Source organism: Pseudomonas sp. NBRC 111124, assembly GCF_001320245.1.
In the GTDB taxonomy this organism is placed as follows: domain Bacteria; phylum Pseudomonadota; class Gammaproteobacteria; order Pseudomonadales; family Pseudomonadaceae; genus Aquipseudomonas.
In genome coordinates this window covers 13,345-27,675 of record NZ_BCBA01000078.1, presented here as the reverse complement: position 1 = coordinate 27,675, position 14,331 = coordinate 13,345, and the positions used below count along the sequence as shown (strand labels likewise).

12 protein-coding genes are annotated in these 14,331 nt (G+C 64.5%); 8 read left to right on the top strand and 4 right to left on the bottom strand.

What is annotated here, in order from left to right; genetic code table 11:
• Positions 1–211: 211 nt before the first annotated feature.
• Both APH28_RS25490 and APH28_RS25485 read left to right on the top strand, forming a co-directional pair.
• Positions 212–1,405: an MFS transporter gene (locus APH28_RS25490; RefSeq protein WP_060513214.1), complete on the top strand. Its 1,194-nt coding sequence runs from the start codon at positions 212–214 to the stop codon at positions 1,403–1,405.
• Positions 1,406–1,435: 30 nt separating this feature from the next.
• Positions 1,436–2,542: an alkene reductase gene (locus tag APH28_RS25485; protein WP_060513213.1), complete on the top strand. Its 1,107-nt coding sequence runs from the start codon at positions 1,436–1,438 to the stop codon at positions 2,540–2,542.
• 156 nt (positions 2,543–2,698) lie between these two features.
• On the opposite strand, the gene APH28_RS25480 is transcribed toward APH28_RS25485, so the two are convergent.
• The gene (locus APH28_RS25480; protein WP_060513212.1) at positions 2,699–3,607 is read right to left on the bottom strand and encodes a LysR family transcriptional regulator; all 909 of its coding nucleotides are present in this window, start codon (positions 3,605–3,607) and stop codon (positions 2,699–2,701) included.
• Between the two features lie 285 nt (positions 3,608–3,892).
• Between APH28_RS25480 and APH28_RS25475 the strand changes: the two genes are divergently transcribed.
• The 3 genes from APH28_RS25475 to APH28_RS25465 are packed head-to-tail and all read left to right on the top strand — an operon-like array spanning position 3,893 to position 7,490.
• Positions 3,893–5,197 (top strand): MFS transporter, encoded by a 1,305-nt coding sequence (locus tag APH28_RS25475; RefSeq protein WP_060513211.1) that lies wholly within the window; start codon positions 3,893–3,895, stop codon positions 5,195–5,197.
• Positions 5,198–5,226: 29 nt separating this feature from the next.
• A complete protein-coding gene (locus APH28_RS25470) occupies positions 5,227–6,468 on the top strand; it encodes a Zn-dependent hydrolase (RefSeq protein WP_060513210.1) in 1,242 nt (413 codons plus the stop codon).
• Positions 6,468–7,490 carry a histone deacetylase family protein gene (locus tag APH28_RS25465; protein ID WP_060513209.1) on the top strand — a complete coding sequence of 341 codons (1,023 nt, stop codon included), beginning with the start codon at positions 6,468–6,470 and terminating at the stop codon, positions 7,488–7,490. The genes APH28_RS25470 and APH28_RS25465 overlap by 1 nt, the downstream gene beginning before the upstream one ends.
• A gap of 165 nt (positions 7,491–7,655) precedes the next feature.
• Here the strand turns inward: APH28_RS25465 and APH28_RS25460 are convergent, their stop codons facing one another.
• On the bottom strand, positions 7,656–9,080 hold the full coding sequence (locus APH28_RS25460) for a PLP-dependent aminotransferase family protein (RefSeq protein WP_060513208.1): 1,425 nt from the start codon (positions 9,078–9,080) through the stop codon (positions 7,656–7,658).
• A 325-nt stretch (positions 9,081–9,405) separates the two neighbouring features.
• Here APH28_RS25460 and APH28_RS25455 point away from each other — a divergent pair, with 325 nt between their 5' ends.
• Positions 9,406–10,818, top strand: a complete 1,413-nt coding sequence (locus APH28_RS25455; protein WP_060513207.1) for an amino acid permease — start codon at positions 9,406–9,408, stop codon at positions 10,816–10,818.
• A 3-nt stretch (positions 10,819–10,821) separates the two neighbouring features.
• Here APH28_RS25455 and APH28_RS25450 read toward each other — a convergent pair whose 3' ends face one another.
• Positions 10,822–11,001, bottom strand: a complete 180-nt coding sequence (locus APH28_RS25450; protein WP_060513216.1) for a hypothetical protein — start codon at positions 10,999–11,001, stop codon at positions 10,822–10,824.
• 96 nt (positions 11,002–11,097) lie between these two features.
• Between APH28_RS25450 and tam the strand changes: the two genes are divergently transcribed.
• A complete protein-coding gene (tam, locus tag APH28_RS25445) occupies positions 11,098–11,874 on the top strand; it encodes a trans-aconitate 2-methyltransferase (RefSeq protein ID WP_060513206.1) in 777 nt (258 codons plus the stop codon).
• Between the two features lie 26 nt (positions 11,875–11,900).
• On the opposite strand, the gene APH28_RS25440 is transcribed toward tam, so the two are convergent.
• Positions 11,901–12,770 (bottom strand): LysR family transcriptional regulator, encoded by an 870-nt coding sequence (locus tag APH28_RS25440; protein ID WP_060513205.1) that lies wholly within the window; start codon positions 12,768–12,770, stop codon positions 11,901–11,903.
• A 244-nt stretch (positions 12,771–13,014) separates the two neighbouring features.
• Between APH28_RS25440 and APH28_RS25435 the strand changes: the two genes are divergently transcribed.
• Complete coding sequence (locus APH28_RS25435; protein ID WP_060513204.1) at positions 13,015–14,331, top strand: MFS transporter; 1,317 nt, start codon at positions 13,015–13,017, stop codon at positions 14,329–14,331.

Sequence of the window (14,331 nt, the reverse complement as noted above, 5' to 3'; positions counted from 1 at the left end):
TACAGCGCGGCATTCAAAACAGCGCTGTACCTGTGGGAGCGGGTTTACCCGCGAATGCGTCTAACCAGGCGCCGCTAAAGATTGATCCTTTCGCAACAGCCCGACCGCAACCTTTGCTTCAGAAGCAAAACTCATTGTCCCGCCGCTACCTTTTTCGAACCCCCGCCTGCCCCGAGAATTTACCCATCCCAACCTTCCAGGTGAATCTCAAATGCCTCTCGCCTTGTTAGCCCTGACCCTGGCCGCTTTTGCCATCGGCACCACGGAGTTCGTGATCGTCGGCCTGATCCCGACCATCGCCAACGACCTGGCGGTCACCCTGCCTTCCGCTGGCCTGCTGGTCAGCCTCTACGCCCTCAGCGTGGCCATCGGCGCGCCGCTGCTCACCGCCATGACCGGCCGGGTCCCGCGCAAGCTGTTGCTGGTCGGCCTGATGGCCCTGTTCACCGCCGGTAATCTGGTGGCCTGGCAGGCCCCCAGCTACGAATCGCTGATCATGGCCCGCATCCTCACCGGCCTGGCCCACGGCGTGTTCTTCTCGGTCGGCTCGATCATCGCCACCAGCCTGGTGCCGAAGGAAAAAGCTGCCAGCGCCATTGCCACCATGTTCAGTGGCATGACTGTGGCCTTCGTCACCGGCATCCCGCTGGGCACCTTCATCGGCCAGCACTTCGGCTGGCGCGTGACCTTCCTGGTGGTGGCCGCCTTCGGCCTGGTGGCGCTGCTTGGCGCGCTGCTGTTCGTGCCCAAGGGCATCCAGCACAGCCAGCCGGCACCGCTGCTGCGCCAGCTGCGGGTGATGCTGCAACCGCGCCTGCTGCTGGTTTATGCCATGACCGCGGTCGGTTACGGCGGTTCGCTGATTGCCTTCACCTTCCTCGCGCCGATCCTGCAGGACATCGCCGGCTTCAGCGCCAACAGCGTCGCCCTGGTACTGCTCGCCTACGGTGTGTCGGTCGCGCTGGGCAACATCTGGGGCGGCCGCCTGGCCGACCGCAAAGGCCCGGTCAAAGCGCTGTCGATCATCTTCCTGTTGCTGGCCGTGGTGCTGCTGGCATTGACCTTTACCGCGCCGCATCCGGTGCTGGTGGTGGTGACGGTGTTGGCCTGGGGCGCGGTGGCCTTCGGCAACGTGCCTGGCCTGCAGGTGTATGTGGTGCAGCAGGCGGAAAAGGTCGCCCCGGATGCGGTCGACGTGGCCGCCGGTTTCAACATCGCCGCCTTCAACCTGGGTGTGGCCGGTGGTTCCTGGGGCGGTGCCCAGGTGGTGCAGCAGCTGGGCCTGGGCCACACGCCCTGGATCGCGGCGCTGGTCACCCTGGGCGCCCTGGCCCTGACCCTGTACAGCGGCCGCCTCGACCGCCGTGTTCCTGCCCAGCCACAACCTGTCGTCAGCCGCGCCTGACCCTTGATCCGCTTACGGAGATTGCTAGCCATGACTCACGATCCGCTGTTCCAACCCCTGCAGCTGGGCGCCCTGAAACTGCCCAACCGCGTGCTGATGCCGCCAATGACCCGCTCGCGCGCCGCCCAACCCGGCGATGTACCCACCGCGCTGATGGCCGAGTACTACGCCCAGCGTGCCAGCGCCGGGCTGATCGTCAGCGAAGGCACCTGGATCGCGCCGCTGGGCAAGGGCTATGCCCGCACCCCGGGCATCCACACCCAGGCGCAAATCGACGGCTGGCGCTTGGTGACCGAGGCGGTGCACGCTGCCGGCGGGCGTATCTTCGCCCAGCTCTGGCATGTCGGCCGCCTCAGCCACAGCAGCCTGTTGGGTGGCCAGGCGCCGGTTTCGTCCTCGGCGGTGCAGGCCGAAGGGGTCAACGTGTTCATCGACAACGCCGACGGCACGCCAGGCTTTGTCCAGGCATCGAAGCCACGTGCCCTGGATGAGGCGGAAATCGCCGAGATCGTCGAGCAGTACCGCCAGGCTGCGCGCAATGCCATGGCGGCCGGTTTCGACGGTGTCGAACTGCACGCCGCTAATGGGTATCTGGTTAACCAGTTCCTGGACTCCGGCGCCAACGATCGCACTGACCGCTACGGCGGCTCGCTGGAAAATCGCCTGCGCTTCCTCGATGAAGTGACTCGCGCACTGGTCGATGGCACCGGCGACGCCCAGCGCGTCGGCGTGCGCCTGGCACCATTGACCACGCTCAATGGCTGTGTCGACGACGACCCGGTCACCACCTACACCGCAGCCGCCAAGCGCCTGGGTGAGATCGGCATCGGCTACCTGCACATCGCCGAGGCTGACTGGGACGATGCGCCGGACATGCCGCTGGACTTCAAGCAACAGCTGCGGGCGGTGTTCCCTGGGGTGATGGTGTATGCCGGCAAGTACACCGGCGAGCGTGCGCGCCGGGCGCTGGAGGAGGGCTGGGCAGACCTGATCGGCTTTGGCCGGCCGTTCGTGGCCAACCCGGACCTGCCGGCACGGCTGCGTATCGATGCGCCACTGGCCGAGCATGAACGGGCCACGCTGTTTGGGGGTGATGCCCGAGGGTTGACCGATTACCCTGCATTGGCGACTGCCTGATATCGAGCATCACACGGACCACTGTAGGAGCGGCCTTGTGTCGCGAAAGGGCTGCATAGCAGCCCCACGATTGCAGCTTCGCCAGTGACATTGCCGGGGCCGCGTTGCGGCCCTTTCGCGACACAAGGCCGCTCCTACAATGACCGCGTGGTGTTCTCAGTGGAGGCTGGTCTGCAACGCCTCGATAAACACCTCTTCAGCCCGGCTCAACCGCTGTTCCCTGTTCCACAACAGATGAATATCCACATCGGCAATCCCTTCCTCCGGCGGCAGCTTCCACAGCAGCCCCGCCGCCACGTCCGGCGCCACCACATGCTCGGGCAAGCAGCCGATGCCGAATCCGGCAATCACCAGCCGGCGTACCTCTTCCAAGCTCGGCGATGACGCCACGATCCGCCCGGAAAACCCCTGCTGGTCGCGGAAGATGGTCAGCGGGGACAGCATGCCGCCAATCTGGTCGCTGGTGAAACTGACGAAATTCTCCCGCTGCAGATCGCCCTCGGCCTGGCCGAACAGGGCATGGTGCTTGCCGCAGAAAAACGCATAGCGCTGGCGCAGGAACAGCCGTTGCTCCAGGCGTGGCTGCGGCCGGCGATTGAGGCTCAGGCCTGCCGTGGCGGTTTTTTCCTGCAAGGCGGCGACGATGTCCGAGCTGCGCATCACGTCGATTTCCAGGTCCACCCGCGGGTGCTGGCGGTGGAAGTCCGCGAGGAAGTCATCGAAGCGTTCGCTGACGATGCGGCTGATCATCAGCAAGCGCACCTTGCCCACCAGTTCGTCCGCCGGCTGCTCCAACAGGCCACCGATCTGCGACATCTGCCCATACACCTCGCCGGCCAGCTGGAACAGCTGCTCGCCCATGTCGGTGAGCACGAAGCGTGGCCCGCGGCGGGCGATCAGCTGGCGGCCGAGCTGTTCCTCCAGGCGTTTGAGCGCCTGGCTCACCGCCGGTTGGGTCAGGTGCAGGCGCGCGGCGGCGCGGCTGATGGACAACTCCTGGCCGATCACCCGGAAGGTGCGCAGCAGGTTCCAGTCGAGGCGGTCGTTGAGCAGGCGGTCGGACATCGTAGGCTCGATGATAAGCAGGGCTAATAGTGCGAATAATAAATAGAAAATTGACTAATCATAGCCCCGAGACGATAAATCGCAGTTATTGAGGCCTTTTGATCGGTGCTGGCTTCTTCGCGGGCTCGCCCGCTCCCACAGGATTGCGCAAGGCTTGCAAGCGCTGCAGTACTTGTGGGAGCGGGCGAGCCCGCGAAGAAGCCAGCACCGATCAAAAGGCCATGCGCCACCAGAGCGCTGCCGTGACCTTTAACTCCTGCCAAAAAAACAAGCAAAGGAGCCAACATGAAGCCCACCGCTTCGCCCCAGCCGCGCCGTGCTGCCGCCGCCGCGTTCATCGGCACCATGATCGAGTGGTACGACTTCTATATCTACGCCACCGCCGCCGCCCTGGTGTTCGGTGCGTTGTTCTTCCCCTCCGACGACAGCCTGTTCAGCACCATGGCCGCCTTCGGCACCTTCGCCGTAGGCTTCTTCGCCCGACCCCTGGGCGGCATCATCTTCGGCCACGTGGGTGACCGCATCGGCCGCAAGAAGTCGCTGGTCATCACCTTGTTGATGATGGGCATCGTCACCGTCTGTATCGGCCTGTTGCCGACCTACGCGCAGATCGGCGCCGCCGCACCGGTGCTGCTGATCATCCTGCGGGTGGTCCAGGGCATTGCTGTGGGTGGCGAGTGGGGTGGGGCAGTGTTGATGGCCGGCGAGCATGCGCCCAAAGGCCGACGCAACTTCTTTGCCTCGTTCGCCCAGCTGGGCAGCCCGGCGGGCCTGATCCTGTCGCTGCTGGCCTTTGGCGCGGTGACCCGCCTGCCGGAAGAGGCGCTGATGAGCTGGGGCTGGCGCGTGCCGTTCCTGGCCAGTGCGCTATTGCTACTGGTGGGCCTGGCGATTCGCCTGGGGGTCAACGAGTCGCCCGAGTTCATCGCCAGCCGCGATCAGGCGGCCAAGGCGCAGCGCAAGGAACAGGCGCCGGTACTGGAAGTGCTGCGCACCGCCTGGCGCCCGCTGCTGCTGTGCATCGGCGCCAACACCCTGGGCATTGCCGGGGTCTATTTCACCAACACCTTCATGATCAGCTACACCACCCAGCAACTGCACCTTGAGCGCTCGCTGATCCTCGAATGCCTGTTCTTCGTGGCGATCATCCAGTTCTGCGTGCAGCCGCTTGCCGCGTGGTTGTCGGAGAGGCTCGGCGCCACCCGTTTCCTGGCACTGGTCGCACTGTTGGCGATGGCCTCGCCGTACCCGATGTTCGTGCTGGTCAGCTCCGGCCAAGGCCCGCTGATCGTGCTCGGCATCGCCCTGGCGGCGGCCTGCATGGCCTCGTTCTATGCGGTGATCGCGGGTTACGTCAGCGGTATGTTCGAAACCCGCGTGCGCTATACCGCGATTTCCCTGGCCTACCAGGTGTGCGGTGCCATCGCCGGCGGCCTGACGCCGCTGATCGGCACCTGGCTGGCGCACACTTTCACCGGCCAATGGTGGCCGATGGCAGTGTTCTACACCCTGATCGCCACCATTTCGCTGGTTTGCGTGCTCGCCCTGGCGCGCCAGTACGCCCGTAGCCAGCGCCTGGAACTGGCCTGATCGATCCCCTGATTCTGGAGTACCTGCACATGTTGAAAAGCAATGGCGACCGCCTGTGGGCGAGCCTGATGGCCATGGCCGAAATCGGTGCCACCGCCCGTGGCGGCAGCTGCCGCCTGGCCCTGAGCGACGAGGACAAGGCCGGCCGCGAACTGTTCAGCCATTGGTGCCGCGAGGCTGGCCTGACGCTGAGCGTGGATGCCATCGGCAACCTGTTCGCCCGCCGCGCCGGCAGCGATCCGGCTGCCGCCCCGGTGATGATGGGCAGCCACCTCGACACCCAGCCTGAGGGCGGCCGTTTCGACGGCGTTTATGGCGTGCTGGCTGGCCTTGAGGTAGTGCGCCGCCTCAACGACCTGAATATCCAGACTCGCAAGCCGCTGGAAATCGCCGTGTGGACCAACGAGGAGGGCGCCCGCTTCACCCCGGCGATGTTCGGCTCGGCGGTGTTCACCGGCACCCTGGCGCTGAACCAGGCCTTGGCCATCCGGGATGCCGAGGGCATCAGCGTCGCTGACGAATTGAAGCGTACGGGTTATGCAGGCCAGCGCCCGCTGGGCGGCCAGGTCGATGCCTACTTTGAGGCGCATATCGAGCAAGGCCCGATCCTCGAAGACAACGCCAAGGCCATCGGTGTGGTCAGCGGTGGCCAGGCCATCCGCTGGCTGGATGTGACCGTCGAAGGCATGGCCGCCCATGCCGGCACCACGCCAATGCCGCTGCGCAAGGATGCCCTGTACGGCGCCGCGCGGATGATCCAGGCGGTCGAGCAACTGGCCGCCGATTTCGCCCCGCAAGGCCTGACCACCGTCGGTGAGCTGTCGATCGCCAAGTCCTCGCGCAACACCATCCCCGGCGTGCTGCGCTTCACTGTCGACCTGCGCCACCACCGCGACGAAGCCATCGAGGCCATGGAGCGCGACCTGACCCTGAAGCTGCAGGCCATCGCCAACCAGCGCGGCCTGCAGGTACGCATCGAGCGCCACTGGGTCAGCCCCGCTACGCCGTTCGATACCGACTGCGTGGCCGCCGTGCAGCAAGCGGTGGACGGCCTCGGCTATGCCCAGCAGTCCATTGTCAGCGGCGCCGGCCACGACGCCATCCTGCTGGCCCGCTACTGCCCGACGGCCATGGTATTCATCCCCTGCGTCGGTGGCCTGAGCCACAACGAAGCTGAAGACGTACTGCCCGAGGATGCCCGCCAGGGCGTCGACGTACTGCTCAATGCCGTGCTGGCCCGCGCCGGCCAAGCCGAACAAGGAGAAGCCTGATGCGTTGCTACTTCCACCCCGAACAGCTGCTGCACCACCCGCGCAGCTATTACTCGCGCGGCGCCATGCGCACCCCGCAGGAAGTCCCCGAGCGCGCCCAGCGCTTGCTGCAGGCCGCCAAGGAGCTGGGCTTCGACATCCGCCAGCCCGACGATGCGGGCCTCGCGCCACTGAAGGCCGTGCATGGCGAGGCCTACCTGGCGTTTCTCGAGGAGGCCCATGCACGCTGGAAGGAAGTGCCCGAGGACTGGGGCGACGAGGTGATGTCGAACATCTTCGTCCGCGAGCCCAACGCCCTGCGCGGCATCCTTGCCCAAGCTGGGCGTTACCTGGCCGACGGCAGTTGCCCGGTGGGTGAGCACACCTGGCGTTCGGCGTACTGGTCGGCGCAGAGCGCAGTGGCCGCGGCCCAGGCCATTCTCGACGGTGAGCCGGCGGCCTACGCGCTTTGTCGTCCACCGGGGCACCATGCGCGGTTCGATGCGGCCGGTGGATTCTGCTACATCAACAATGCGGCCGTGGCGGCCCAGGCCTTGCGCAGCCGTTACAGCCGGGTGGCGATTCTCGATACCGACATGCACCACGGGCAAGGGATTCAGGAGATCTTCTACGAGCGTAACGATGTGCTGTATGTGTCGACCCATGGTGACCCGACCAACTTCTACCCGGGTGTGGCAGGGTTCGAGGATGAGCGCGGCAGTGGCGCCGGGGAGGGGTACAACCTCAACCTGCCGATGGCCCATGGAGCCAGCGAGGCGGACTTCATTGGGCAGCTGGAGATTGCGCTGGATGCGGTGAAGGACTTTGGGGCCGAGGTGCTGGTGCTGTCGCTTGGGTTCGATATCTACGAGCTGGATCCGCAGAGCAAGGTGGCGGTGACGACGGAAGGGTTTGCCGCGTTGGGTGAGCGGATTCGGGCGTTGCGGTTGCCTTGCCTGATTGTGCAGGAGGGGGGTTATCACCTGGAGAGCCTGGAGGCGAATGCGCAGGCATTTTTTTCAGATAGTGCCGGTTGGCGATAGATGCATGATTTGAAATAGGGTCAGGGCTGATAGGCGCTTGCCACAACATCTTCACCGCTTATGAGATCGAGCGCAGCCCGCGCGGCGCGATCTCATAAGCGGTGAAGATGTTGTGGCAAGCGCCTATCAGCCCTGACACTGATTTGAATCATGCACATCACCCACCTAAATCCCACCCCGCCGCACATGCTTGACTAGCACCTTCTCCAACAACTCCCACATTGCCGGATCGGTGCTGAACGCCACATTGAACCGCATCCACCCAGTCGCCTTGGCATCCACCATGAACAACTGCCCAGGCCCAAGCATGATGCCTTTCTCAAGCGCATCATCGAGTAACGCCGCGCTGTCAGGAATCGCCGGGTGACGGGTCCAGATGTACATCCCTTCATCCGACTCGGTGAACAACTCAAAGCCCAATCGATGCAGATGCCGGCCAACTTCCTGATGCGCTTCGGCCAAACGCTGGCGCAAGCGCTTGAGGTGCTTGCGCCAGCGCCCGTCGATGATCGCGGCGTACACCACCCGCTCCATCACCTGCGACGTGGTAAGCCCCGAGCGCATTTTCAGGTGCAGCAGCTTCTGCGACAGCTCCGGGTTGGCCAGCAGGTAGCCGACCCGCACGTTCGGCGAGATGCTCTTCGAATAGCTGCCCACGTAGACCACCTGCTGCAGGTGGTCGAGGCTGGCCAGGCACGGCTGCGGCTCGGCGACCATGTCGGCGTACAGGTTGTTCTCCACCAGGCGGAAGCCGTGCTGGCTGGCCAGCTGCAGCAGGCGGTGCAGCTGCGGCAGCGGGGTGCGTGAGCAGGTCGGGCTGTGCAGGTGCGGCTGGGTAAAGAAGGCAGTAGGGCGGTGGTGTGCTAGCAATTGCTCGAGGTGATTGAGGTCGTAACCGTTCGGCTTGCGGGGCACCCCGATCAGCGTGGCGCCCTGGGTGCGCAGGATACTCATCAGGTTCGGATAGCCAGGATCGTCTACCAGCACCACGTCACCTGGGCGTACCAAGGTGCGTACGGCAAGGTCCAGCGCCTGGCTGGCACCGTGGGTCAGCATTAATTGCGCCGGGTTGCAGACGATCGACAACTCCTGCTGCAGGTTCTGAGCAGTCAGCGCGCGCAGTTCCGGCAGGCCCATCGGGTCGCCGTAACCAGACAGCTCCAGCGGGCTGCCGGCGACCTGGCGCAGGCCACGGCGCAGGCCTTCTTCGTACATCCAGTCGTTGGGCAACCAGCCGCAGCCAGGCTTGAACGGCAGCTGGCGGATCTCGAAGATCTGCTGCAGGTACCACTCGGAATTGAACGTCGGGCGGCCGGTCTCGGCTTCGCTATTCTGGCTGTCCAGCAGCTCGTTCGCCGCGCGATTGACGAAGAACCCCGCATTGCCTTTGCTCACCAGCAACCCCTGCGCGACCAGACGGTCGTACGCCTCGACCACGGTGAAGGTACTCACCGAATAGGTCGCGGCGAAGGCGCGGATTGACGGGACCTTGGCGCCGGGCTTGAGGGTCTGGTTGTCGATCAGCTCGCGCAGGCCGTCGATGATCTGGTTGACCAACGGCGTGGAGGAGTCTGGATGTAATTCGAACATTCGGGGCCTTCAAGGGTGCGAAACACCAGGCGCCAACGGGTGTATTGCATCGGCGGCCTGTACAGTGCAGTGCGAGATTCATGCCACTGTGCATGGCTCTCTACGTCGGACATTTTTACATTAGGTGTCAGATAGCGCCACATAAAGCATGTTCAGTTCGCCTCAGGTGCCAACCCTGGGGCGCGTCAGCAGGCCGCCACGGAAGGCCTGCGTGTGTTTGCGCACACCATCCTGCCCGCATTAGCACTGATGTACAGGTGAAACCAAGAGCCATCGGGGTTTCACAGTTTTCCTTGGATAAAAAGAAGCACGGGGTACACATCTGATGGACGCAACATCCACAACCACCACCGCGAAAAGCGGGCACGAGAGCAAGCTCAGTGCCTCGCTCAAGTCGCGCCACCTGACGATGATGTCGATCGCCGGGGTTATCGGCGGCGCCTTGTTCGTCGGTTCCGGCAGCGTGATTCACAGCGCCGGCCCGGCCGCAGTGCTGGCCTACCTGGCCGGCGGCATCCTGGTGGTCCTGATCATGCGCATGCTGGGTGAAATGGCGACTTCCTCGCCTGACACCGGCTCGTTTTCCACCTACGCCGACCGCGCGATCGGTCGCTGGGCCGGTTTCACCATCGGTTGGCTGTACTGGTGGTACTGGGTCATTCTGATGGCCTGGGAAGCCTATGTGGCGGGCAAGATCCTGCATGGCTTCTTCCCCGACGTGAGCGTCAACGTGTTCGTGCTGGCCACGACCCTGCTGCTGATCACCGTCAACTTCTTCAACGTCAAGCACTACGGTGAGTTCGAGTTCTGGTTTGCGCTGATCAAAGTGGTGGCGATCGTCTGCTTCCTGATCGTGTGCGGCGCTGCCGTGATGAACATCTGGCAGTTCGGTGAAGTACGTGGCATCACCCACCTGACCGCCGAAGGCTTCATGCCCAACGGTATCACCACGGTGATTGGTGCGTTGCTGGGTGTGATGTTCGCCTTCCTCGGCGCGGAAATCGTCACGATCGCTGCTTCCGAAGCCAAGGACCCAGCCACCCAGATCGTCAAGGCCACCAACTCGGTGGTGTGGCGTGTGTGCCTGTTCTACGTCGGCTCGATCTTCCTGATCGTCTGCCTGGTACCGTGGAACGACCCGCAACTGGGCGTTTCCGGCTATGGCGCCTACCGCCGCACCCTGGAGCTGCTGGGCGTGCCGCACGCCGAGCTGCTGATGAACTTCGTGGTGCTGACCTCGGTGAGCAGCTGCCTGATCTCGGGCCACTACACCGCTTCGCGCATGCTGTTCTCCCTGGCTCAGCGTGGCGACGCGCCGTCGTTCTTCAAGATCACCCGCGCCGGCACCGGCGTACCGGTGTACGCGATCATCGGCTCCTGCGCCGTGGCCGTGGTTTGCGCGCTGATCAACTTCAGCGAGACCCTGCGCCCGAAAGACGTGCTGGAAACCCTGATGAACACCACCGGCATGATCGCCCTGCTGGTGTACCTGGTGATCGCCTTCTCGCAGCTGCGCATGCGCCGCAAGCTGATCGCCGAAGGCAAGGAAGTCCGCCTGCAGATGTGGCTGTTCCCATGGCTGACCTACCTGGTGATTGGCTTCATCATCGCCGCGCTGGTGACCATGGCCTTCATGCCTGACTACCAGATCCTGGTGATCTCTACTGGTATCGCTGCTGCCGTCGTGGTGGCCATGGGTGTGATCCACCAGATCCGCTCTGGCAAGCAGCAACACTAAGCGTCACTTGCTGTTCGAAACGGCCGGCTCCCTTGGGGACCCGGCCGTTTCGCGTTGTTGGGCCTGGTGTTTTTCCGCAGGCATGTGAAACCGCTGGTTCATCCACGGTGAACCGAGCAGGGCGGCGGCGGCGATCAGCGCCACAATGGCCAGGGCCAGGGATAGCTTCATGGGCATGCGCATAAAGTGGATGACTTCAAGCATAGGCCGACAGTTCAGGCGCATGCGCCTCGGAACATGGCTTATGCTCTGTGCATCGCCCGCCAGAAGGAGCCGCCCATGGCTTGGTCCGCCACTCAGTATTCCCTGTTCGAAGACGAACGCACCCGCGCCGTGCGCGACTTGCTGGCCGCTGTGCCGCCGCGGCCGGTACGCCATGCCACCGACCTGGGCTGCGGTCCCGGCAATTCGACCGAAGTGCTGTTGCAGCACTGTAAAGATGCCCAGGTGACAGCGCTGGACAGCGACAAGGACATGATCGACAAGGCCCGCGAGCGCAAACGCCTGCACATCCCGCGGGTGCGCTGCGAGATCGCCGATATCAGCGACTGGTCCTCCCCCGAGCCGCAGGACCTGATCCTGGCCAATGCTTCGCTGCAATGGGTGCCCGACCACGGCTCGCTGTACCCGCACCTGGTGCGCCAGCTGAGCGAGGGTGGCAGCCTGGCCGTGCAGACCCCGGACAACCTCGATGAGCCCGCTCACCGGCAGTTGCGCAAGATCGCCAGTGAGGGCCCGTGGGCGGAAAAATTCGCCGACTTCCAGCTGCCGCCACGGCACAACGCGGCGTTCTACTATGACCTGCTCAGCCCTCTGTGCGCACGCGTTGACGTGTGGCGCACCACCTATCACCATCCGTTGGCTGGCGGCGCGGAGGCAGTGGTGGAATGGTTCAAGGGCTCGGCGCTGCGACCTTATCTGGCCAGACTGGACGAAGAGGAGCAGGCGAGCTTTCTGCAGATGTACCTGCAGGCCATGCAGCGCGACTATCCACCCGCCACTGACGGCAAGGTGCTGTTGCCGTTTCCGCGGCTGTTCGTTGTCGCGACCTCTTAAAGGCGCAGGGCGTTGGCGCTCAGGCGCTACAACGCTTCCTGAACCATCTGCAGAAAGGTCGCCACCACCCGTCGTGAACGTTGCTCGCTCAGGCACACCAGCGTCTCGGTCAGGTGCCGCTGGCAGTCGACAATGGGCAAGGCGCACACCCGCGCATCCGCACCAAACTCGGCCGCCGACACCACCCCTACGCCAATCCCTACCACAACGGCCTCGCGCGCCGCCTCGCGCCCCTCCACCTGGATTGCCGGGCGAATCCGCAAGCCGGCGCGCTGCATCTCTTCTTCCAGCGTCTGCCGCGTCACCGAGCCCGGCTCGCGCAGCACCAGCGGCGTGTCGTCCAGGTCCGCCAGGTTGATCGAGCCGCGGCTGGCCCAAGGGTGGTTGTGCGAAACGAACGCCACCATCGGGTCGCGGCGCAACGGCACGCAGTACAACCGCTCGTCATCCACGTCGCGCCCGAGCAGTGCCAGGTCGGCCTGATAACTGAACAGCCGGGAAAGCGACTCATCGGTGTTGCCGGTCTCGACCTTGACCTGAATGCCCGGGTAGCGCTGGCAAAAGCGCGCAATCTGCGGCAGCACGTGCACCGGCGCATCCACCGCCAGTACCAGGCTGCCGGTGTGCAGGGCGCGGGAATCCTGCAGCAGGTCATGGGCTTCGGCCTCGCAAGCGAACAGGCGCTGGCTGATGCCCAGCAGGCGCTCGCCCAGGTCGGTCAGCTGCACCGAGCGCTTGTTGCGGTGGAACAGCAGCACGCCGAAGCGCTCTTCGAGCTTGCGCACCTGGTCGGACACCGCCGGCTGGGTCAGAAACAGCTTTTCAGCCGCGCGGGTGAAACTGCCGTGCACGGCCACCGCATGAAAGGCCTTGAGTTGAGCGTGAGATACCGACATGCCGACTCCAGTAACAAGCTGAACTTATGTGTGAAATACGATAAATCGATTTTCTTTATCAGTCAGCAACTGTTTCCATACGTTTCAACCCGAGGCCGCCGCCACAAGCAGCGGCCGGGCCATGGCCCGCACACCGGTGCCATCTGACCAGATGACGAGCCTTCGTCATGCAGTGCGCAACACAACAACAAGACAGGCGTTTTTTAACAATCTGCCGGCACACTAGAGCAAGAGGTCAGAGTCAATGAATCAGTCACTAGCCGCGCTGAAGCGCTGGCGCATCCAGATTTTCGCTATCACCTGGCTGGCCTACGCGGCCTTCTACTTCACCCGCAAAGCCTTCTCGGTGGCTAAGCTCGGCATCGGTGAAGACCCGACGTTCATGCTCGACAAGGCCGCCATGGCCAACCTCGACGGCATCTACCTGGCCGCCTATGCCGTGGGCCAGTTCACCTGGGGCATGCTTGCCGACCGTTTTGGCCCGCGCGTGGTGGTGCTGGGTGGCTTGCTGATTTCCGCAGCGGCCGCGGTGGTAATGGGCAGTTACGCGACCTTCCCGATCTTCGCCACCTGCATGCTGATCCAGGGCCTGGCGCAGTCCACCGGCTGGGCCGGGCTGTGCAAGAACATCGGCAGCTTCTTCCCGGCCGCGCAGCGCGGGCGGGTGCTGGGGCTGTGGAGTTCGTGCTATGCCTTCGGTGGCCTGGTCGCGTCTCCGTTCGCGGGTTGGTGGGCCTACACCCTGGTTGGCACCTGGCATGCGGCGTTCTTCTCCAGTGCCGCGGTGGTGGCCGGTGTGGCCGTGCTGTTCTTCTTCCTGCAGCGCAACAAGCCGGAAGACGTGGGCCTGGCAGCGGTGGAGCCAGAGCCGCAGAGCATGGCCCCGGCCGGCAACCTGTGCAGCATCTGGGCGCCGCTGCGCGAGATCCTGCGCAACCGCACGGTATTGACCCTGGGCCTGGCCTATTTCCTGTTGAAGCCGGCGCGCTACGCCATCTTGCTGTGGGGCCCGGTGATCGTCTTCGAGCAGATGCCGTCGGTGGGTAAGGTCGGCGCGGCGATCATCCCCACAGCCTTCGAACTCGCCGGGCTGCTAGGCCCGATCATCATCGGCCTGGCGTCGGACAAGCTGTTCGGCGCCCGGCGCATGCCGGCCTGCGTGATCAGCCTGGTGCTGCTGACCGTGACCTTGGCCGCGTTCATGGCAGCCATGCACAGCGGTAGCATCGTGATGGTGGTGGGCTTGCTGTTCGTCATGGGCCTGACCCTGTACGGTCCGGACTCGATGATCAGCGGTGCGGCGGCCATCGACTTCGGCACGGCCAAGGCCGGCGCCACGGCGGCGGGCTTCGTCAACGGCTGCGGCTCGGTAGGCGCGGTGCTCGGCGGCCTGCTGCCGGGCTACTTCGACAGCGTCACGGTGTTCATCGTGTTCGCCGGTTGCGCGCTGTTCTCGGCCCTGGTGCTGCTGCCGCACTGGAACAGCCGCCCGGCCAGCACGCCCCTGGCCAATGACGTGGCGCCCAACACCAGCATGGCGATCAAACCCCTGCGCACTTGA